19 protein-coding genes are annotated in these 18,334 nt (G+C 72.0%); 7 read left to right on the forward strand and 12 right to left on the reverse strand.

The window, feature by feature from the left end; all coding sequences use genetic code 11:
* Positions 1 to 33 precede the first annotated feature (33 nt).
* The 7 genes from ABD208_RS15730 to kduI form a co-directional block, all read right to left on the reverse strand.
* Positions 34 to 1,524 carry an aldehyde dehydrogenase family protein gene (locus ABD208_RS15730; RefSeq protein ID WP_344104653.1) on the reverse strand — a complete coding sequence of 497 codons (1,491 nt, stop codon included), beginning with the start codon at positions 1,522 to 1,524 and terminating at the stop codon, positions 34 to 36.
* A 47-nt stretch (positions 1,525 to 1,571) separates the two neighbouring features.
* Positions 1,572 to 2,576 (reverse strand): ABC transporter permease, encoded by a 1,005-nt coding sequence (locus tag ABD208_RS15735; RefSeq protein WP_344104655.1) that lies wholly within the window; start codon positions 2,574 to 2,576, stop codon positions 1,572 to 1,574.
* A gap of 2 nt (positions 2,577 to 2,578) precedes the next feature.
* On the reverse strand, positions 2,579 to 4,111 hold the full coding sequence (locus ABD208_RS15740; protein ID WP_344104657.1) for a sugar ABC transporter ATP-binding protein: 1,533 nt from the start codon (positions 4,109 to 4,111) through the stop codon (positions 2,579 to 2,581).
* Entirely contained in the window at positions 4,108 to 5,151 is a 1,044-nt protein-coding gene (locus tag ABD208_RS15745; protein ID WP_344104819.1) for an ABC transporter permease, read from the reverse strand. Before ABD208_RS15745 ends, ABD208_RS15740 begins: the two co-directional genes overlap by 4 nt.
* 2 nt (positions 5,152 to 5,153) lie before the next feature.
* The gene (locus ABD208_RS15750; protein ID WP_344104659.1) at positions 5,154 to 6,242 is read right to left on the reverse strand and encodes a sugar ABC transporter substrate-binding protein; all 1,089 of its coding nucleotides are present in this window, start codon (positions 6,240 to 6,242) and stop codon (positions 5,154 to 5,156) included.
* Between the two features lie 72 nt (positions 6,243 to 6,314).
* On the reverse strand, positions 6,315 to 7,085 hold the full coding sequence (gene kduD / locus ABD208_RS15755) for a 2-dehydro-3-deoxy-D-gluconate 5-dehydrogenase KduD (RefSeq protein WP_344104661.1): 771 nt from the start codon (positions 7,083 to 7,085) through the stop codon (positions 6,315 to 6,317).
* Positions 7,082 to 7,900 carry a 5-dehydro-4-deoxy-D-glucuronate isomerase gene (kduI, locus tag ABD208_RS15760; protein WP_344104663.1) on the reverse strand — a complete coding sequence of 273 codons (819 nt, stop codon included), beginning with the start codon at positions 7,898 to 7,900 and terminating at the stop codon, positions 7,082 to 7,084. Before kduI ends, kduD begins: the two co-directional genes overlap by 4 nt.
* A 182-nt stretch (positions 7,901 to 8,082) precedes the next feature.
* On the opposite strand from kduI, the gene ABD208_RS15765 reads away from it, so the two are divergent.
* From ABD208_RS15765 to ABD208_RS15775, 3 genes are all read left to right on the forward strand, one after another.
* A complete protein-coding gene (locus ABD208_RS15765; protein WP_344104665.1) occupies positions 8,083 to 8,874 on the forward strand; it encodes an IclR family transcriptional regulator in 792 nt (263 codons plus the stop codon).
* 198 nt (positions 8,875 to 9,072) lie between these two features.
* Entirely contained in the window at positions 9,073 to 9,333 is a 261-nt protein-coding gene (locus ABD208_RS15770; protein ID WP_344104667.1) for a type II toxin-antitoxin system Phd/YefM family antitoxin, read from the forward strand.
* A 6-nt stretch (positions 9,334 to 9,339) separates the two neighbouring features.
* Positions 9,340 to 9,771, forward strand: coding sequence for a type II toxin-antitoxin system VapC family toxin (locus ABD208_RS15775; protein WP_344104669.1), 432 nt, complete (start codon positions 9,340 to 9,342; stop codon positions 9,769 to 9,771).
* Positions 9,772 to 9,840: 69 nt separating this feature from the next.
* On the opposite strand, the gene ABD208_RS15780 is transcribed toward ABD208_RS15775, so the two are convergent.
* Together ABD208_RS15780 and ABD208_RS15785 are read right to left on the reverse strand one after the other, a co-directional pair.
* Positions 9,841 to 10,350: a hypothetical protein gene (locus ABD208_RS15780; protein ID WP_344104671.1), complete on the reverse strand. Its 510-nt coding sequence runs from the start codon at positions 10,348 to 10,350 to the stop codon at positions 9,841 to 9,843.
* 80 nt (positions 10,351 to 10,430) lie between these two features.
* Positions 10,431 to 11,456 carry a hypothetical protein gene (locus ABD208_RS15785; protein ID WP_344104673.1) on the reverse strand — a complete coding sequence of 342 codons (1,026 nt, stop codon included), beginning with the start codon at positions 11,454 to 11,456 and terminating at the stop codon, positions 10,431 to 10,433.
* Between the two features lie 312 nt (positions 11,457 to 11,768).
* On the opposite strand from ABD208_RS15785, the gene ABD208_RS15790 reads away from it, so the two are divergent.
* Positions 11,769 to 12,194, forward strand: a complete 426-nt coding sequence (locus ABD208_RS15790; protein WP_344104675.1) for a cellulose binding domain-containing protein — start codon at positions 11,769 to 11,771, stop codon at positions 12,192 to 12,194.
* Positions 12,195 to 12,283: 89 nt separating this feature from the next.
* Here ABD208_RS15790 and ABD208_RS15795 read toward each other — a convergent pair whose 3' ends face one another.
* Genes ABD208_RS15795 through ABD208_RS15805 form a run of 3 tightly spaced genes read right to left on the reverse strand, consistent with a single transcriptional unit; the run spans position 12,284 to position 14,932 of the window.
* Positions 12,284 to 12,829: a GNAT family N-acetyltransferase gene (locus ABD208_RS15795; protein ID WP_344104678.1), complete on the reverse strand. Its 546-nt coding sequence runs from the start codon at positions 12,827 to 12,829 to the stop codon at positions 12,284 to 12,286.
* 4 nt (positions 12,830 to 12,833) lie between these two features.
* The gene (locus ABD208_RS15800) at positions 12,834 to 13,913 is read right to left on the reverse strand and encodes a zinc-dependent alcohol dehydrogenase (RefSeq protein WP_344104680.1); all 1,080 of its coding nucleotides are present in this window, start codon (positions 13,911 to 13,913) and stop codon (positions 12,834 to 12,836) included.
* Positions 13,910 to 14,932, reverse strand: coding sequence for a C-terminal binding protein (locus ABD208_RS15805; protein ID WP_344104682.1), 1,023 nt, complete (start codon positions 14,930 to 14,932; stop codon positions 13,910 to 13,912). Before ABD208_RS15805 ends, ABD208_RS15800 begins: the two co-directional genes overlap by 4 nt.
* Before the next feature lie 152 nt (positions 14,933 to 15,084).
* Here ABD208_RS15805 and ABD208_RS15810 point away from each other — a divergent pair, with 152 nt between their 5' ends.
* The 3 genes from ABD208_RS15810 to ABD208_RS15820 are packed head-to-tail and all read left to right on the forward strand — an operon-like array spanning position 15,085 to position 18,330.
* A complete protein-coding gene (locus ABD208_RS15810; RefSeq protein WP_344104684.1) occupies positions 15,085 to 16,461 on the forward strand; it encodes an ABC transporter substrate-binding protein in 1,377 nt (458 codons plus the stop codon).
* Positions 16,458 to 17,423, forward strand: coding sequence for a carbohydrate ABC transporter permease (locus tag ABD208_RS15815; protein WP_344104686.1), 966 nt, complete (start codon positions 16,458 to 16,460; stop codon positions 17,421 to 17,423). Before ABD208_RS15810 ends, ABD208_RS15815 begins: the two co-directional genes overlap by 4 nt.
* Positions 17,410 to 18,330 carry a carbohydrate ABC transporter permease gene (locus ABD208_RS15820; protein WP_344104688.1) on the forward strand — a complete coding sequence of 307 codons (921 nt, stop codon included), beginning with the start codon at positions 17,410 to 17,412 and terminating at the stop codon, positions 18,328 to 18,330. Before ABD208_RS15815 ends, ABD208_RS15820 begins: the two co-directional genes overlap by 14 nt.
* Positions 18,331 to 18,334 lie beyond the last annotated feature (4 nt).

Consider the following 18,334-nt stretch of genomic DNA (forward strand, 5'->3'; position numbering starts at 1 on the left):
CGGATCGCGGAGATCCGGGTGGCCGGGGGCAGTTCAGCGGAGCTCGGCGACGACCGTCTTGAGCTCGGTGTAGTCCTCCAGGCCGAACGAGCCCAGCTCGCGGCCCCAGCCGGACTGCTTGTAGCCGCCCCGCGGGAGGGTGACGTCGTCGGCGTGCCACGTGTTGAGCCACACCGTGCCGGCCCGCAGCCGGCCGCCGACGCGGTGGGCGGTGCCGAGGTCGCGCGACCAGACGCCGGCCGCCAGGCCGTAGACGGTGTTGTTGGCCGCCGCGACCACCTCGTCCTCGGTGTCGAACGGCACGGCGGTGATCACCGGGCCGAAGATCTCGTCGGTCTGCACGGCCATCTGCTCGGTGACGTCCGTGACGAGCGTCGGGGCGAAGAAGTAGCCGCGGTCGGCGGCCGGGTCCCCGCTGCCCGCCACGAGCGTGGCGCCGTCGGCCACCGCCCCGCGCACGTAGCCCATGACCTTCTCGTGCTGCTCGGCCGAGACCAGCGGCCCCATCGTGGTCGCCGGGTCGAAGGCGTCGCCCACGCGGATCGCCTTGGCGGCCGCGGCCACGCCCTCGACCACCTGGTCGAAGACCGCCCGCTGCACGTAGAGGCGCGAGCCGTTGACGCAGCACTGGCCCTCGTTGAAGTAGCCCGCGAGCGCCGCACCGGCGATCGCGGCGTCGAGGTCGGCGTCGGCGAAGACGATGTTGGGCGCCTTGCCGCCGAGCTCCAGCGACACCTTCTTGAGGTTCTTCGACGCGCCCGCGGCGATCTTCTTGCCGACCTCGGTGCTGCCGGTGAAGGCGACCTTGTCGACGCCCGGGTGGTCGACGAGGGCCGCGCCCGCGTCCCCGAAGCCGGGCAGGACGTTGACGACCCCGGCCGGGACGCCGGCCTCCAGCAGCAGCTCGCCGAGCCGGAGCGCGGTGAGCGGGGTCTGCTCGGCGGGCTTGAGCACGACGGTGTTGCCGGCCGTGATCGCCGGGATCACCTTGAACGCGGCCATCGTCAGCGGGAAGTTCCACGGCACGATGCCGGCGACGACGCCGATCGGCTCGCGGCGCGTGTAGGCGTGGAAGTCGCGGCCGGGCACCGACATCGGGATGGTGGTGCCTTCCATCTTCGTGGCCCAGCCCGCGAAGTAGCGGAACAGCTCCGCGGCCACGCCGACGTCGCCGCGCGCGGACGTGAGGCTCTTGCCGTTGTCGAGCGACTCGAGCTGCGCGAACTCCTCGGTGCGCTCGTCGATCAGGTCGCCGATGCGCCACAGCAGGTGGGATCGCTCGCGCGGCGTCATGCGCGACCACGGGGAGCGGTCCTCGAACGCCTTGCGGGCGGCGGCGACGGCGCGGTCGGCGTCGTCCGCCGAGGCGCGGGCCACCTGGACGAGGGTCTCCTCGGTCGCGGGGTTCACCGTCGCGAAGGTCCGGCCGTCCGCGGCGTCGGCCCATTCGCCGTCGATCAGGAGCTGCTTGGGCGAGGAGAGGAACGAGGTGACGGCGGGCAGGAGGTGCGAGTTCTCGGACATGAGGCCTTCCTTGTGGGTGGGGGACGACGACGGCGGGTTGACGAGGGTTACTTCACGACCAGCACCTTGGACCGGTCGAGGGTGAGCGCGACGGCGGCGACGATGATCGCGCCGTACAGGATCTGCTCGTAGGCGGACGGGACGCCGACGATCGGCAGGCCGACGCGCAGCAGCGTCACCACGAGGGCTCCCGCCAGGCTCCGCCACAGCGAGCCGTGCCCGCCGGTGATGGCCGTGCCGCCGACGACGACGGCCGCCACCGCGGGCAGCAGCAGGTTGTCGGCCATGGTGGGGCTGCCGCTGAAGTTGCGGGACACGAGCATGACGGCGGCCAGGCCCGCGCACGCGCCGGAGACGGTGAAGGCGGCGATCTTGACCCGGTCGACCGGGGCGCCGGCCAGGCGGGCCGCCGCCTCGGAGTAGCCGGTGGCGCGGACCCAGCTCTCCAGCGGGGTGAACCGCAGGACGAGCGAGACCGCCACGACGACGAGCAGCGCGACGACGAACGCCGTCGGCAGCACGCCGGCGAGGTACAGGTTGAGCCAGTGGGTGGCCTCGCGGTCGGCCACCCGCACCGGGCCGGCGCCGGAGATCACCAGCGCGACCGCGGCGAAGACGCTCATCCCGCCGAGCGTGACGACGAACGACGGGATGCGCAGCAGGACGTGCGCGACGCCCTGCAGCGCGCCCGCCGCGCCGGCCACCGCGACCACGGCGAGCAGGGTGAGCCCGCCGAGGTCGGGCAGCCACAGCGCGAACAGGACCGTGGACAGCGAGCAGAGCGCGGCGATCGACAGGTCGATGCCGCCGCACAGGACCACGAGCGTGGCGCCGGCGGCGAGCACGACCAGCGGCGCCGCGGTGCGCACGACGGCGGTGAGGCTGTTCAGGGTCAGGAAGCCGGGATCCGCGATCGTCAGCGCCGCGAGCAGCACGACGAGCGCGACGACCGGCATGGCGTTCGTGAGCCGCCGGGTCAGGCGCGCCGGGGCCGACGCCGCCTGCTCGGGGGCCGGTTCCGCGAGGGCCGGTTCTGCGACAGGGACGGACATCCTCAGACCATCTCCTTCACGAGGTCGAGCGGGGTCGGTTTGGCCCCGGCCGGAGCCGCGACCTGCGTGGTCGCACGGCCGTCGCTCATCACGACGATCCGGTCGGACATGCCGATCGCCTCCTCCAGGCTGTCGGCGAGCAGCACCGTGGCCACGCCGGTCGCCGCAAGCTCGCGCATGAGCCGGTACACCTCCGAGCGGGCGCCGACGTCGAGCCCGCGCGTCGGGTGGTCGAGCAGCAGGAGGCGGACGTCGTCGGACACGAGCCAGCGGGCCAGCACCACCTTCTGCTGGTTGCCGCCGGACAGGCGCTGGATCGCGGTGGCCCGGTGCGGCGTGCGGATCGAGAGGCGCTCGATCCAGGTGTCCACCAGCGTGGCCTGCTTGCGCGGGCGGACCACGGGACCCGTGGTCCGGGCGTGCTGCTTGGCCAGGGTCATGTTGTCGGCCACCGACATCGGGCCGACCATGCCCTCGGTCTTGCGCTCCGCGGGCACGTACCCGATCCCGGCCGCGCACGCCGCGCGGGTTCCGGACAGGTCGAGGCGCTCGCCGTCGAGCAGCACCTCGCCGGCCGTGACCGGCTCGGCGCCGAACAGCGCCCGGCACACGTCCTCGCGCCCGGAACCGTGCACCCCGACGATGCCGACGATCTCGCCGGCGCGCACGTCGAGGTCGACGTCGCGGAAGGCGCGGCCGGTGAGGCCGCGGACGACGAGGCGGGCGTGGGCCGGCTCGCTCCCGGCAGGCGACTCGCCCGCCCCGCCGTGGTAGTGGTCGTCCGATCCGGTGGACCCGATCATCATCCGGTGCAGGTCCGCGGGAGCGGCGCCCGCCGCGGGCAGCTCCCCCACCGACTTCCCGCCGCGCAGCACGGCGACCCGGTCGCAGACCTCGAGCACCTCGTCCAGCCGGTGCGAGACGAAGACGACGGACGCGAACTCGCGCAGCCGCCGCACCTGCGTGAACAGGGTCTCGATCTCCTGCGGCTCCAGCACCGACGTCGGCTCGTCGAGGATGATCACCGGCGGGTGCGACGTGCGCTCCTCGATACGGAGCACCTTGGCGATCTCGACCATCTGCCGGTCGGCGAAGCTCAGGGTGTCGGTGCGCGCGAGGGGGTCGATGTGCGACCCGATCTTGTCGAGCTGCTCCTGCGCGAGCCTGCGCATCGTGCGCCACCGGTACAGGCCGCCGCGCACGCCCGGACCCTCGCTGCCGAGCACGATGTTCTCGGCGGCGGTGAGGTTGGGCACGAGGGACTGCTCCTGGAAGACCATCCCGATGCCGTGGTCGGCGGCGTCGACGACGCCGCGGAGTCGCACCGCCCGGCCGCGCACGAGAATCTCCCCGGCGTCGGGCCGTACCAGCCCGGCCAGCACCTTGAGCAGCGTGGACTTGCCGGCCCCGTTCTCGCCCGCCAGCCCCAGCACCTCGCCCGGCCGGACGGCGAGGTCGACGCCGTCGAGCGCCTTGACGCCCGGGTAGTGCTTGACCAGGCCGCGCACCTCGAGCGCGTGTTCCGTCGTGGTCATTTCGTCACCTGGTTCCTGTGCCGCTGCGGGAGCACCGCGGCCGCGACGGCCGCGACGACGATGAGGCCCTGGACGCCACCCTGCCAGTACGGGCTCACCCCGGCCTGCACGAGGCCGTTGGTCAGGACCGTCACCAGCAGGACGCCGACCGTGGAGTGCAGGACGCCGCCGCGGCCCCCGGTGAGCAGGGTCCCGCCGACGACGGCGGCCGTGATCGCCGAGAAGTCGTAGCCGCGGCCCGCCTGCACGAGGCCGGCGCCGAGCTGGCTCGTGACCATCACGCCGGCCAGCCCGTAGAACGCGCCGGCCATGGTGAAGACCGCCACCTTGTACGGCGCGACCCGCACCCCGGACAACCCCAGCACCTCCTCGGCGCCGCCGATCGCCAGGGCACGCCGGCCCAGGCGGGACCAGCGCTGCACGATCCAGCCCAGCACCACGCAGCCGACGGCGATCCAGGTCAGGTGCGCCAGGCCCGCGAACCGCTGGACGGCCCAGCCGCCCACCACGGCGTCGGTGATGTTGGGCTGCACGCCCCCGAACAGGAGGGTGGCCACGCCGAGCCCGACGGCGGAGACGCCGAGGGTGGCCATGAACGACGGCACCCTCAGCACCACCAGCGCGAGCCCGCCCAGCCCGCCGAGCACCGCCCCGAGCAGGACGGCCACGGCGACGCCGAGCAGCCCGAGGTCGTTGTCGTTGCGGTTGTTGGCGACCAGGAGGGCGACCGTGATCGCGGACGCCCCCATGATCCCCGGCGCGGACAGGTCGATCGACCCGGTCAGCAGCACGAAGCTGACGCCGCAGGTCACCACGGCCAGCACGGCCGCCGCGTCGAGGATGTTCTGCACGTTGGACAGGGTGCGGAAGCCGGGGCTGAGCGCGGCGAAGACCGCGAACACCACGACCAGGGCGATCGGCGGCCCGGCGTCCCGCAGTGACAGCGCGCGCGGAGCCAGGCCCCGCAGCGACACCCCCCGCCGAGGCCGGGGGCGCGGTGCGGGCGCGGCGTCGGTGCCGGCCTCGGCGGAGGAGGTCATGGTCACGACATCGCACCCTGCGAACGGCTGAAGAGGTTCTCGCAGGCGAAGTCCTCCGCGCTGGTCTCCGGGGAGAGGAACTCGGCGACGTTGTCCTGCTGGATGAGGAACTGCTCGGCGTACCAGGCGCGGTTCTCGTCGGCGATGTCCGCGGCGGCGAGCTCACCCGTGGCCACGCAGTACCCGATGGCCAGGCCGATGCCGCCCTGCCACGGGCCGTCGCTGGAGACGGTGGCCGTCATGGTGCCGTCCTCGATCGCGGCGAGCGCGTCCGGCACGGCGTCGATACCGACGACGGCGACGTCGTCGCGCCCCGCCTGCTCCAGCGCCTCGAGCGCGCCGAGCGCCATGTCGTCGTTGGCGGCCCAGATGCCCGTGACGTGGTCGCCGTGCTTGGTGAGCAGCGTCTTGGTGACCTCCAGGGCCTCCGCGCGGGAGAAGTTGGCGGTCTGCTCGTCGAGCAGCTGGACGCCCGGGTTGGCCGCGAGGGACTCCTCGAGCCCGGCGAAGCGGTCCTTCGCGGCGCCGGTGTCGAGGATGCCCTGGAGGGCGATGATGCCGCCCGATCCGCCGATGGCCTCGGCGAGCGCGTCACCGATCTGCTTGCCCGACTCGACGCCGTCGTACGTGATGTGCGAGAGCCAGCGCTCGTAGTCGGTGACCGCCAGGTCGGCGGGCTTGTTCCACTGCGTCACGACGTAGGCGCTCGACGCCTCGACGCCCTCGACGACGGGCGGGGTGTCGGAGTCGCCGTTGGGCAGGACGTTCAGGACCAGGCACTCCGTGTCCCCGGCGAGGAGCTGGCTGATCTGCTCCTGCTGGCGCGTGGAGTCGCCGTCGTACGTGAGGCGTTCCTGGGTGAGGCCGACCTGCTCGGCGAAGGCGTCGCCGCCGTCGAGCCAGGCGGCCTCGTACGGGTTGGACTCGTTGCGGACCTGGCCGACCAGCTTGACGTTCGCGGGATCGCACGCGGCGCCCTCGACGGGCGCACCGCCGTCGGTGCCCGCGGTGGTCTCGGTGCAGCCGGTGAGGGTGGCGACCGCCAGGCCGGCGCCGAGGACGGCGGCCACGGGTCGTGAGGTGAACTTCATTGTTGCTCCTCGTGTGTTCTGTGCCGGGGTCCGGCGCTGCTTGCTGTGGTGCTGCGAACTGTCGATGAGGGGTCAGCGGGCCAGCCAGCCGCCGTCGACCACGAGGACGTGGCCGTTGACGTAGTCGGCGGCGGGAGAGCTGAGGAAGACCGCCGCTCCGGCGATGTCCTCGGGCGTGCCCCAGCGGCCGGCCGGGATGCGCTCGAGGATCGAGCGGGCCCGGTCGGGGTCGTCGCGGAGCGCGGCGGTGTTGTCGGTGACCATGTAGCCCGGCGCGATCGCGTTGACCTGGACGCCGTGCGGGCCCCACTCGTTGGCCAGCGCCTTGGTCAGGCCGGCCACGGCGTGCTTGCTGGCCGCGTAGGACGCCACGCGCAGGCCGCCCTGGAAGGACAGCAGGCTCGCGATGCTGACGACCTTGCCGTGGCCGCGCTCGACCATCGGGCGGCCGAGCTGCTGGGTGAGGAAGAAGAGGCCGTTGAGGTTGACGTCGAGGACGCGGTGCCAGGCCTCGCGGGTGACGTCGGCGGAGTCGGCGCGGTCGATGACACCGGCGTTGTTGATCAGCACGTCGATCCGGCGGGTCGCGTTGAGCTCGGCGGCGACCTGTTCGACCGCGTCGAGGTCGCCGACGTCCAGGTCGACGACGTCGACGCGGGCGCCGGTCGCGGCCACCAGGTCGCGGGTCGTGTCCTGGTTGCCCTTGCGGCCGAGCAGGACGACGTCGGCCCCCGCATCGGCGAGGCCGAGCGCGATCGCCTGGCCGAGGCCCCGGCCCGCGCCGGTGACGGCCGCGCAGCGGCCGGACAGGTCGAAGGGAGAGCTGTGGGCGGCGGTGCTCACAGGTCCTCCGTCGGCACGGGGGTCAGGTCGGTGTACCGGTTGTTCTCGCCGGCCATCGCCCAGATGAACGCGTACGAGCCGGTGCCCGCGCCCGAGTGGATCGACCACGGCGGGTTGATCACGGCCTCGCGGTTGCGCAGCACGAGGTGGCGGGTCGCGCCGGGCCGGCCGAGGAAGTGGAAGACGCGGTCGTCCTCGGCGAGGTCGACGTAGCAGTAGACCTCCGTGCGGCGGTCGTGCAGGTGCGGCGGGAAGGTGTTCCAGACCGAGCCGCGGGCGATGACCGTCACGCCGAACTGGAGCACCGACGTCTGGACCTCCTCGCCCCAGGCGTAGCGGAAGAGCCGGCGCTCGTTGGCGGCGTCGGGCGAGCCGAGCGCGACCGGCTCCACGTCGCGGTGGGCCAGCGCGCGGGCCGGGTAGGTCGCGTGGGCCGGGGCGGAGACGAAGTAGAAGGCGGCGTCCTCGCCGCCGAAGGTCACGTCGCTCCCCCGGCCGACGAACAGGCCGTCGAGGTGCTCCAGCTCGAACTTCTCGCCGTCGACGACGACGTGGCCGGCGTCCCCGACGTTGACGACGCCGAGCTCGCGGCGCTCGAGGTGGCTCTGGGTGCCGAGCACCTCGGACCACGCGGGCAGGGCGACGTCGTCGTCCCCGGGAACGGCCCCGCCGACGAGCAGCCGGTCGTCGTGCGTGTACGTGCCCCTGACCTCGCCGCGTACGAAGAGGTCGCCGACCAGAAGGCTCGCCCTCAGGTCCGCGGTCGTGGCCGTCTCCGCACCGGACGGAGGTATCGAGTATCGAACCTGGATCATCAACTCACCCTCGGGTTGTGAACTGCGTTCGCCTATGTGAACGCGACTGACGATAGACCCGCCTCGATCAGAAGGTCAAGGGGTTGAAGTCAGTCCATGTATGCGAACTGGCGGTAGGATGAGTTCCGCCCGCGGACGGTCCCGGGCGGGGTTGACGCGGTCAGAGTCAGAGGAGAGCGTTCATGCAGCTACAGCGAGGAACGTCCGGCGCGACGGAGACCGGGGCGGTGAAGTCCGCGGCCCGTGCGCTCGACCTGCTGGACGACATCGCGACCCACGGCCCCGGCACCCAGCTGCAGCTCTCCACGCGGCTGGGCATCCCCAAGAGCAGCCTGCACGCGCTGCTGCGCACGATGACCGACCGGGGCTGGCTGCAGACCGACCCGACCGGGAGCGTCTACCAGCTCGGCATTCACAGCCTCGTCGTGAGCTCGGCCTACCTGGACGGCGACCCCGTGCTGGCCCAGGCCACGGCGGTGCTCGACGAGGTGGCCGCCGCAACGCAGGAGACGGTCCACCTCGGCCGCCTCGACGGCGGCGACGTCATCTACACCGCCAAGCGCGAGTCCGTGCACCCGTTGCGCATGCACTCCGCCGTCGGACGCCGCCTGCCCGCCTACGCCACCTCCCTGGGCCGCGCCCTGCTCGCCGAGATGCCGGCCGAGAACCGCCGCGACCTGGTCCCCGAGTCGATCGCCGCGATCACCCCGCACACCACCACCGACAAGGAGGCCGTCCTGGAGATCATCGACACGGCGGCCTACCAGGGCTACGCCACCGAGAGCGAGGAGTCCTGCCTGGGCGTGCGCTGCTTCGGCGTCACGCTGCCCCTGAGCAACCGCGCGGTCGACGCCATGAGCGTGGCGGTGCCGATCAGCCGCCTGGGCGACGGCCGGGAGGACCTCATCATCGAGACGCTGCTCAGCGTGAAGTCCCGCCTGGCCGCCGTCCAGGGCAACAGCCTGGTGCGGTGAAGGTTGCCGGCAAGGGCAGCGGCGTCGTGCAGCCACTCACCCCCGTCGGCGGTCAGAGGTCCTGGGCGACGGGCCCAGCTGCTCCAGGAGGCCGCCGATCCGGCGCAGTTGCACGCCGGACACCAGGCCCAGATCGACGGCGAGTGGACCACCAGCGTAGAGTATGAAACTAACTAGGTAGTTGGAAGGGGCGTCCTCATGTCTGTCGTCACCGCGAGCCAGTTCAACCAGAAGCCCAGCGAGGTCAAGGCCCTCAGCGAGCACGAGCCCGTGTTCGTCACCGACCGCGGCCACACCACCACGGTCGTCCTGTCGATCGCCGAGTACGAGCGCCTCCGGAACCCGCAGAAGGGCATCTCGCTGTTCGACATGATCGCTCCCGCCGACGTCGAGGACGACGGCGACCTCGAGATCCACCGCGACCGCTCCCTCGGCAGAATCCCGGACCTGGGGGACTGACACACCGTGCCCCTGTACCTCCTGGACACCAACGTCATCTCGGAACTGCGCAAGAAACCGCACCGTCGAGACGACCGGTTCAACACCTGGCTGCAATCCGTCACCGGCCACGACACCTACCTGTCCGTCATCACCGTCGGCGAACTGACCGCCGGCGTCCTCGCCATGGAACGCAAGGATCCCGCACAAGGTGCCCTGCTCAGATCCTGGCTCGAGGACGAGGTGCTCCCCGACTTCACCGGCCGGATCCTCCCGGTGACCCGCGAGATCGCCGAACGCGAGGCCCGCCTCCAGGTCCCCGACCCCCGGCCGAAGGCGGACGCGCTCATCGCCGCCACCGCCCTGACCCACAACATGACGATGGTCACGCGGAACACCGCAGACTTCAGCGGAACCGGAACAGACCTCGTGAACCCCTGGGACGCAGCGACACACTGATCGGGGAACCGGCTGGCTACTCGTCGGCCGTGCACCTGAACCATTGCCGTGGGCCGGTCCTGCACGCCCTCACGACTCAGGGCCTGAGGGCACCGTCGTTCGCCGAAGACCTCGGAAGGACCTCAGGTCCGCACGCATGACATGCAGTGGCCTGACGGCACTCGCCGGGATACCGGTGCAGTTGGTCGCCTTGAGGTCGATCGCCCGCACCAGGAGCGCCCGCCCGTCGTCGTCGATCCGGCCCGCGAGCCGAAGCAATGTCAAGCCAGCGCCGATCAGCACGTCCACCAGGTCTACGTCGATCTGGTCGAGATCGACCACGGGCAGGTCCGCGGAGGCTCGAAGATCGGCGAGCTCGTTGGACCACTGCGGGATCAGGTCGGCGACCGTGGTCGACCCGTCGATCTCGTCGCGCCGCGCGATCCAGTCGTGGAGGACGTCGAAGCCCGCGTCGTTCCCGAACGGCGCGAAGTCGTCACCGGCGTCGTCGTAGATCGGATCACGGAAGTGTGCCGCGAAGACGGGGTGCTTCGGCCCCAGGTCATCATCGCCCGGAGCGACGTCGTGCTCATCGTTCACGGGCCGATCCTGCCACCTCACGGACCCGGCCCGGCCGGTGTGCCGCGCGGTGCGGCGCGCCGGCCGGGTCACGGGCCGGGTCAGCCGGCGACGACGAGGTCGGCCTCGTTCAGCGCGATGAACTCCTCCGCGGCGGCGAGGACCCCGTCGAGCTCGGCGCGGAACGCCGTCAGCTCCTCCTGGTGCCTCGCGATCACGGCCTCCTGGCGCGTCGCGACCAGGCCGGCGAGCCGGTCCACGTACCCCGTCCGCTCCTTGCAGCCCACGACGTGCAGCGCCAGGTCGATCTGCGGCTGGCTGCGGTCGGAGACCTCCATCCCCGTGGCGCCGCCGCGCACGTCGGCGGAGGGCTCGACGCCCACCGTCTCCAGGCACGCCTCGTACTCCTTCTCGACGGCGCGGAAGTCCTTGCCCTGCTCCAGGCCGAGCCAGATCTGCTCGATCTCGCCCCGCCAGTCCTGGGCGGGCTCGCCCATGCTGGTCACGAGCATCGGGTCGAACCGCGCCACCTCGGCCGACTCCCAGCACTCGTCCAGCACCGCCTGGTCGGCCTCCTTCTTCGCCACCCCCGCAGCCGAGACCGACCCGCCCACATACCACTCCAGGGCCGGCTGGAGGTCCGGGCCGGACGAGAACGCCCACTGCTCGGCCACCGGCCGCGCCCAGGCGCCGAACGGCATGAACGGCGTGTCGTAGACCGCCAGGTCCTGCTGCACGACCCGCACGTCCAGGCCGTCGAGCCGGGCGCACGCGGCCACGCCGATCGCGCGCGCGTAGTCGAGCGTCACGAGCTCGCGGTACGAGTCCTGGTAGGCGTCGATCGGGAAACGGATGTGGCCGGTGGTCTCGTCGGCCTCGAACGTGCCGGCGGCGGCCGGGTCGAGGCCGGCCTCGGGGCTGTCAGCCGCGGCCGACGTCGTCGGCTCCGTGTCCGACGACGTCGCCGCATTGCCCGACGCCGTCTGCTCGGGCGACGGACCGGCACCGGGGTCGCTCACGTCCTCGCACGCGGACAGCGTGAACGCCGCGGCAGCCGCGAGGACGAGGCCGACAAGACGCGCTCGGTGCGAGCGGTCGAGCCGGCCGTTACGGGGGTAGTACTCCACAAGCATCTCCTGGGAATGAGGTGGTCCGCGGACGGACCGATCGGTACGGGCTACAAGGCCCGACAACCAGGAGTGCCATGACCCGGATTCGTGACGCTTCACCGGGGGTGAAGTGCACGAACCCGTCGGCTGCAGGATGAAAGGCTCTCCCTGACGCGGCCCGGCCCGGGCCGTGGTGGGCGGCCGTGGCGGGCGGTTCGGCGACGAATCGTTTGTCGCTCTTGTCCGCCCCAGGGATCGTCGGCATGGTCGGCGGACGACGGGCCGCTCCCCTGCCCGTTCCCTGATCGTGCGGGCTCACCAGGAGGAATCATGGATCTGTCGTCGCACCCCGTACCCCGCCCCGGCCGCCGCCTGCTCACCGGTGTCTCGCTCGTGGCGGGGGTGGCGCTCGCCGCGGGCCTCGGCCTGACCGCCGTCCCGAGCATGGCGGCCACGACGTCCCCCACCCCGACACCCACGCCTTCCTGCACCGCACAACTGCGGACGATCGCCACCTGGGAAGGCGGCTACGCGACCGAGGTGGCGGTCACCGCCGGTTCCACGCCGATCACCCGCTGGGAGACGGTCCTGCCCGGCGACCTGAACGTCTACTACGTCTGGGGCGGCACGCTCACCGACAGGACCGTGTCCAGCTGGGGCGAGCCGATGGCCGCCGGGACGACGACCTACTTCGGCTTCACCGCCGGCGGCTCCCTCGCCACACCGCCCCCGCTGGCCTGCCGGGCGTTCGACTGAACCGCAACGGGCGACCCGGTCAGCTCGGCGGCCCCACCAGCGGTTCAGGCGAGGCGCGGGGTCGTGATCGCCGGGGTCGATGCCACTCGTCAGCGGCTGTCGGACACCATCAGCGACATCCCCATCAGCAGGTCGGTCTGGAGGTCCGAGCCGAACTGGAAGTGATGCGTCCCGACCTGCCGCAGCCCGATCCGCTCGTAGAACGCGATGGCCGGCGGGTTCCGCTCCCACACGCCCAGCCACAGGTAGTCGCAGCCGAGCCCCCGAGCGTGTGCCGCACCCGCGTCCACGAGAGCCCGGCCGATCCCGCGACCCTTCTGACCCGAGTCCACGTAGAGCTGGCTGATCTCCGCCGGACGATCGGCCTCGATCCCCTCCTCGTGGCTCGGCACCACCACCTTGGCGAAGCCGGCGAGACGGCCGCCGTCGTCGTCGACCACGAGGTAGGTGACCGACGGGTCGCGCAGCGCCGCGCCGACCAGTTCCTCGGAGTAGGTCGCCGCGACCTGGGCCTCCACGTCGGCGGGGTCGTTCGCGGCGGCATAGGTGTCGACGAACGTCCGCACGCCGAGCGCAACGAGGCCGGGGACATCCGGCAGGTCGGCGACACGAACCGTCACAGGCAGAGCGGGCACGCCGTCAGGGTAGCCGCACGGCAGCCGGCCTCCGCCCACGAGCGAGAACGCGGCGCTCACCGCGACCGTCCGGGCGGACGAGGACCTTGAGGTTGTCCAGCCCCGCCGCGGCGGCGTCGAACGCGGCGGCGACGTCGTCCAGGCCGAACTCCACGACGGGCAGGCGCTCCAGCCCGAGCTCCCCGGACGCGACCAGACGGACCGCCTCCGCGACGTCGTCGCGCGTGTACACGCGCACCCCCACGAGGGTCTGCTCCTTGAAGCAGACCGCCTGCAGGTCAACGGGGACGGGCTGCTTGTGCACGCCCACGACGACGATCCGTCCCAGGACGCGTGTCACGGCGGGCAGCGCAGCGGCGACCGCGGGGTGCCCCGCGGCGTCGAACGTGACGTCGGCGCCCTCGCCCGCGGTGAGGGCGGCGAGGTGGGCGGCCGGGTCCACGCCGTCGGGCACGACGTCCGCACCCAGCCCGGCGACGACGTCGCGCCGCCAGGCACGCGGCTCACCGACGACGACCCGGCCGGCGCCGGCGTGCCCGGCGACGAGGGCGGTCAGGACGCCGACGGGGCCGCCGCCGAGCACGGCGACGGTGTCGCCTTCCTTCAGGCCCGAGAGCGCGACCGCGTGCACCGCAACGGCCAGCGGCTCGACCAGCGCGGCCTGCCGGGCCGGGACCCCCGCCGGGACGACGTGCAGCGCCGCGGCCGGCAGCGCCACGTACCGGGCCAGGGAGCCGGGCGCGTCGATCCCGAAGAGCCTCAGGTCACGGCAGACGTGCGTGCTGCCCGAGCGGCACGCCAGGCAGTCCCCGCAGGAGACGAGCGGCTCGGCCACGACACGGACGCCGGGTGTGAGCCCGGTCGTCCCGGCGTCGGCGATCACGCCGACGATCTCGTGGCCCGGCACGAGACCTGGCCGGGCGCGCGGGTGCGTACCGTGCAGGATCGACAGGTCGGTGCCGCAGATGCCCGTGTACTCGACCTCGACCAGCGCCCACCCCTCGGGTACCTCAGGGAAGGGGACCTCCTGGACCGTGATCACGTCCGGCCCCCGCCACACGGCGGCCCGCATCGTCGCCGTCATCGCGCCGCCTCCGTCACGACGTGCCGGGGTGCCCTCCCGGCGATCACGTCCACCGCGTTCTGGACGGTGCGCCGCTTGAGCTCGGTGTAGGACTCCTCCGTGTACCAGGCCAGGTGAGGGGTGAGCACCACGTTCTCCAGCCGGGTCAGGGGGTGGCCCGCCGGCACGGGCTCCTTCTCGTGGACGTCGATCCCCGCCGCCCGCAGGCGCCCCTCCCCCAGCGCTGCGACCAGCGCGTCGGTGTCGACGACGCCGCCCCGGCTGGTGTTGACCAGGACCGCCGTCGGCTTCATCAGGGCCAGTTCCCGTTCCCCGATCAGGTGGTGGGTCACGGCCGTCAGCGGGGTGTGCAGCGAGACGACGTCAGACCGGCGCAGCACCTCGTCCAGGGGCGCGACGGGCACCCCGTGGAACTCGCCGTCGGTGCCGGGCGCGCGCACGTCGCACCCGACCACCTCGTACCCCAGCCCGCGCGCCTTGGCCGCCGTCGCTTGCCCGATACGGCCGAGGCCGACGACGCCGAGCACCGAGCCGCGGACCTGACCCACGGGCCGGATCGCCCGGAGGTCGAACCGCCCCGCGCGGACGGCGCGGTCCAGCCGGGCCACGCCACGTGAGGCGGCCAGGGCCAGCGTGATCGCGTGGTCGGCAACAGCCTCCGTGCCGTAGTCGGGCACGTTGCACACCGTGATCCCCCGCGCGGTGGCGGCGACGACGTCGACCGAGTCGACCCCCACCCCGTACCGGGAGACGACCCGCAGCCCGGGCAGGGCGTCCAGCACCGCCGCGCTGATCCGGGCGTACTGCACCACCAGGCCGGCGGCACCTGCGGCTGCGGCGACCACCTCCTGCGCCGTGCGCGCCTGCGCCAGCCGCAGCTCCACCCCGGCCTGCCGTGCGACGGCGATCTCGGCGTCGAAGGTGTCGTGGTCGCAGTCGGTGATCAGCAGCACCGGGGAACCCGGGTCTCCCGGCGCCAGTACCGTGCTCGACTTCGCGGGGATGGACGTCCTGGGCAAGGGTGCCTCCTGGGTCGGTCGGGTGACGCCTCGGCGCGCCGCCTCGGACAGGGTAGCGGGACTTGGAGTAAACGTCACATGTATGATCTACTCGGCGCGTAGCCGTGCCTGCGCGGCGCTGGTCGTTTCTCCGAGGAAGAAGGAACACAGCCATGACTACGCACACTCGCGAACGGTCGACGAGGCCAACCCGGCGTGCCGTCGCAACCGTCGCCGCGCTCGGGGTCTCGATGCTCGCCCTGGGCGCCTGCACGCCCGGCGCCTCGACGGACAGCGAAGCGGCGGACTCGCCGTACGGCTTCGCGGCGGTCGAGCAACAGGCGGACGCCCCCCTCACCGTCTGGGTCGACGCCTCGCGCCAGCCGGCCGCGGACGCCTTCGTGAAGGCCAACCCGGACGTCCCCGTCACGATCGAGACCTACGACGGCGGGGCGGACGGCTCCGGCTCGTTCCAGACCAAGGTCCAGGCCTTCGACCAGGCCGGGAGCGGCTGGCCCGACGTCGTGTTCTCGACGCAGAACAACGACGCGGCGTGGGCCAGCCAGGGCGACGACCCCTTCGCCGCGCCGCTGGACAAGGGCTACTTCGAGCAGTCGTTCCTGGACGGGTTCACCGAGGGCGCCCTCGCGCCGCTCACCGTGGACGGCACCGTGTACGGCCTGCGCAACGACCTCGCGCCGACGGTGACGTGGTACGACGAGAGCCTCATGGAGAGATTCGGCTACACGGTGCCCACGACGTGGGAGGAGTACCAGGCGCTGGGCGAGAAGGTCGCGGCCGAGCATCCCGGGTACATCGTCGGCACCGTCGGCGACGCGTTCGCCGAGGAGATCTACTTCTGGGGCGGCAAGGCGCCCGTGAACACGGTCGTGGACTCGGGCACCTTCAGCACCGACACGTCCGACCCGCACGCGCAGGACATGGCGGCAATGATCGACGAACTGCTCGACGCGGGTGTCCTGGCACAGGAGAGCGTCTTCACCCCGGAGTTCGTGCAGAAGTACACCGGCAAGGTGCTGATGCTCCCCGGTCCGGTCTGGTACTCCGGCGCGCTCTTCGACAACCCGGACTCCCTGGCCGCCGAGCCCGGCACCGTCGCCGCGGGGCTGCCGCTCGCGTGGGAGGGTGAGGAGCCGGCCGCGGGCAACGTCGGTGGCGGGACATGGTTCGTCTCGCGGCACTCGGCGAACCTGGAGGCCGCCGAGAAGTTCCTCGAGTTCGTGACGAGCGACGAGCGCTACCAGGTCGACCTGGCACCCGGACTGCCGGCGTACGAGGCCGCGGCCGACAAGTGGCTCGCGAAGCAGGCCGAGAGCGGGTTCTTCGCCGGTGACTTCAGGGCGAACGTCTCGACCGCGGCCACCCAGATCTGGGACGGCTGGGGCTACCCGCGGTTCAGCCAGGAGGCCGTCTGGGCCAAGACCGTCACCCCGAGGCTGGCCGCCGGGGAGAGCCTCGTCGACCTCCTGCCCCAGTGGCAGGAGGCCATCGAGAACGAGGCCCAGGTGAACGGGTACACGATCAAGTGACCGCGCCGACAACCGAGGGCCCCCCGGCCCGTGGCGCCGCCACCGGTTCCTCCGGGAGCCGGCGGCACCACCCGCCGCGGAGCAAGCGGACGACGGTCGCCGGGCGACGGTCACGGATCGGCTACCTCTTCGTCTCGGGGTACGTCCTGTTCGCCGTCGCCTTCGGGGTGCTGCCCGCGCTGTACGCGGTGTTCATCGCGTTCCTGGACGGCGAGGGGCGGTTCAGCGGGGTCGCGAGCTTCACCCGCGTGCTCCAGGACTTCCGGTTCTGGCCCGGGGCCCTGCACGTGGGTGCCTTCCTCCTGTCGTGGCTCGTCGCCCTCCTGGTGCTCGTGACGCTCCTGGCCCTGCTGGTCCACGGCATCGGGCGGCGATGGCTGAGCTCCGGCATCCGGTTCGTCTACTACATCCCTGGCGCGCTGGCCGGGGCGTCGTCGGTGGTGCTGTGGCTCTTCGTGCTCAACCCGACGGTGAGCCCGGTCTCCGCCGTCCTGCGCGCCTTCGGGTTCGAGACGTTCGTCCAGACGATCTCACCGGGAAACCTGCCGGTCGTCCTCGCGATCATCGCCTTCTGGACCGGGGCCGGCGGCTGGATCGTCGTCATGTACGGCGCGCTCAACTCGATCCCGCACGAGGTGCTGGAGGCCGCCCGCATGGACGGGGCCGGACCGGTCCGCACGGCGCTGCACATCCAGCTGCCGATGCTGCGCAAGTGGATCTCCTACATGGCCGTCATGTCCCTCGCGTCCGGCACCCAGCTGTTCGTGGAGCCGCGGGTGCTCTCCCAGGCGAGCCACGCCGTCGTGCCCGCGGACTGGTCGCTGAACCAGCTCGCGTACCTGTACGCGTTCAAGCAGCAGGACCTCAACGGCTCCGCCGCGATCGCCGTGATCCTGCTGGTGGTGTCGCTCGGCCTGAGCACGTTCTTCGTCGTGAGGGGAGGTCTCTTTGAGCGCGACTGACACCGTCGAGCGAACTCGCAGACCGGCTCGCCACGAGCTCGGTCCGGCGGCCTGGCTCGGCCGGGCGTTCGCCGTCCTGGTCACCGTCTTCTTCGTCGTCTTCTTCGTCGTGCCGATCCTCTGGCTGCTGATCGCCTCGGGGAAGTCGCCGCACGACCTGATCACGACGGGACCGTTCACGCCGGGCACGGCGGGCGACCTCGTGGCGAACTGGGACGCGCTGGTCCGGTTCCAGGACGGCATCGTCTTCCGGTGGCTCGGGAACTCGGCGTACTACTCGCTCGCGGCCCTGGCGATCACCCTGGTGACCACCATCCCGGCCGGGTACGCGCTGGCACTCGGCGACTTCCGCGGGCGGAAGGTCCTGCTGACCACGACCCTGGTCGTGATGCTGATCCCGAACACCGCGCTGGTCCTGCCGATCTTCCTCGAGCTCTCCGCCGCGAACCTGATCGGGACACCTCTGGCGGCGATCCTGCCGTTCTCGTTCTACCCGTTCGGCGTGTACCTGACGTACATCTACTTCTCGACGAGCGTCCCTCGCGACCTGCTCGACGCCGCACGGATCGACGGGTGCGGGGAGGTGGCGGTCTTCCTGCGGATCGGGTTGCCGCTGGCGCTCCCGGTGATCGCGCTGGTCGGGTTCTTCAGCTTCGTGGCGAACTGGAACAACTTCTTCCTGCCGTTCCTGACCGTGCCCGGGCAGGCGGCCCCCGTCCAGGTGGGCCTGACGGAGCTGCTCAGCAGCGTGCCGGCCTTCAACCCGACCGCCGCGGGCGTGACCTCGATCGAGCTGCCGACGCTGGCCGTGGCGACCTTGCTGTCGATCACCCCCGTGCTGCTGATCTTCCTGTTCTCACAACGATTCCTCGTCGCGGGCCTGACCGCCGGCGGGACGAAGGAATGAAGGA

This window comes from Myceligenerans crystallogenes, from assembly GCF_039529775.1.
Taxonomy (GTDB): Bacteria; Actinomycetota; Actinomycetes; order Actinomycetales; family Cellulomonadaceae; genus Myceligenerans; species Myceligenerans crystallogenes.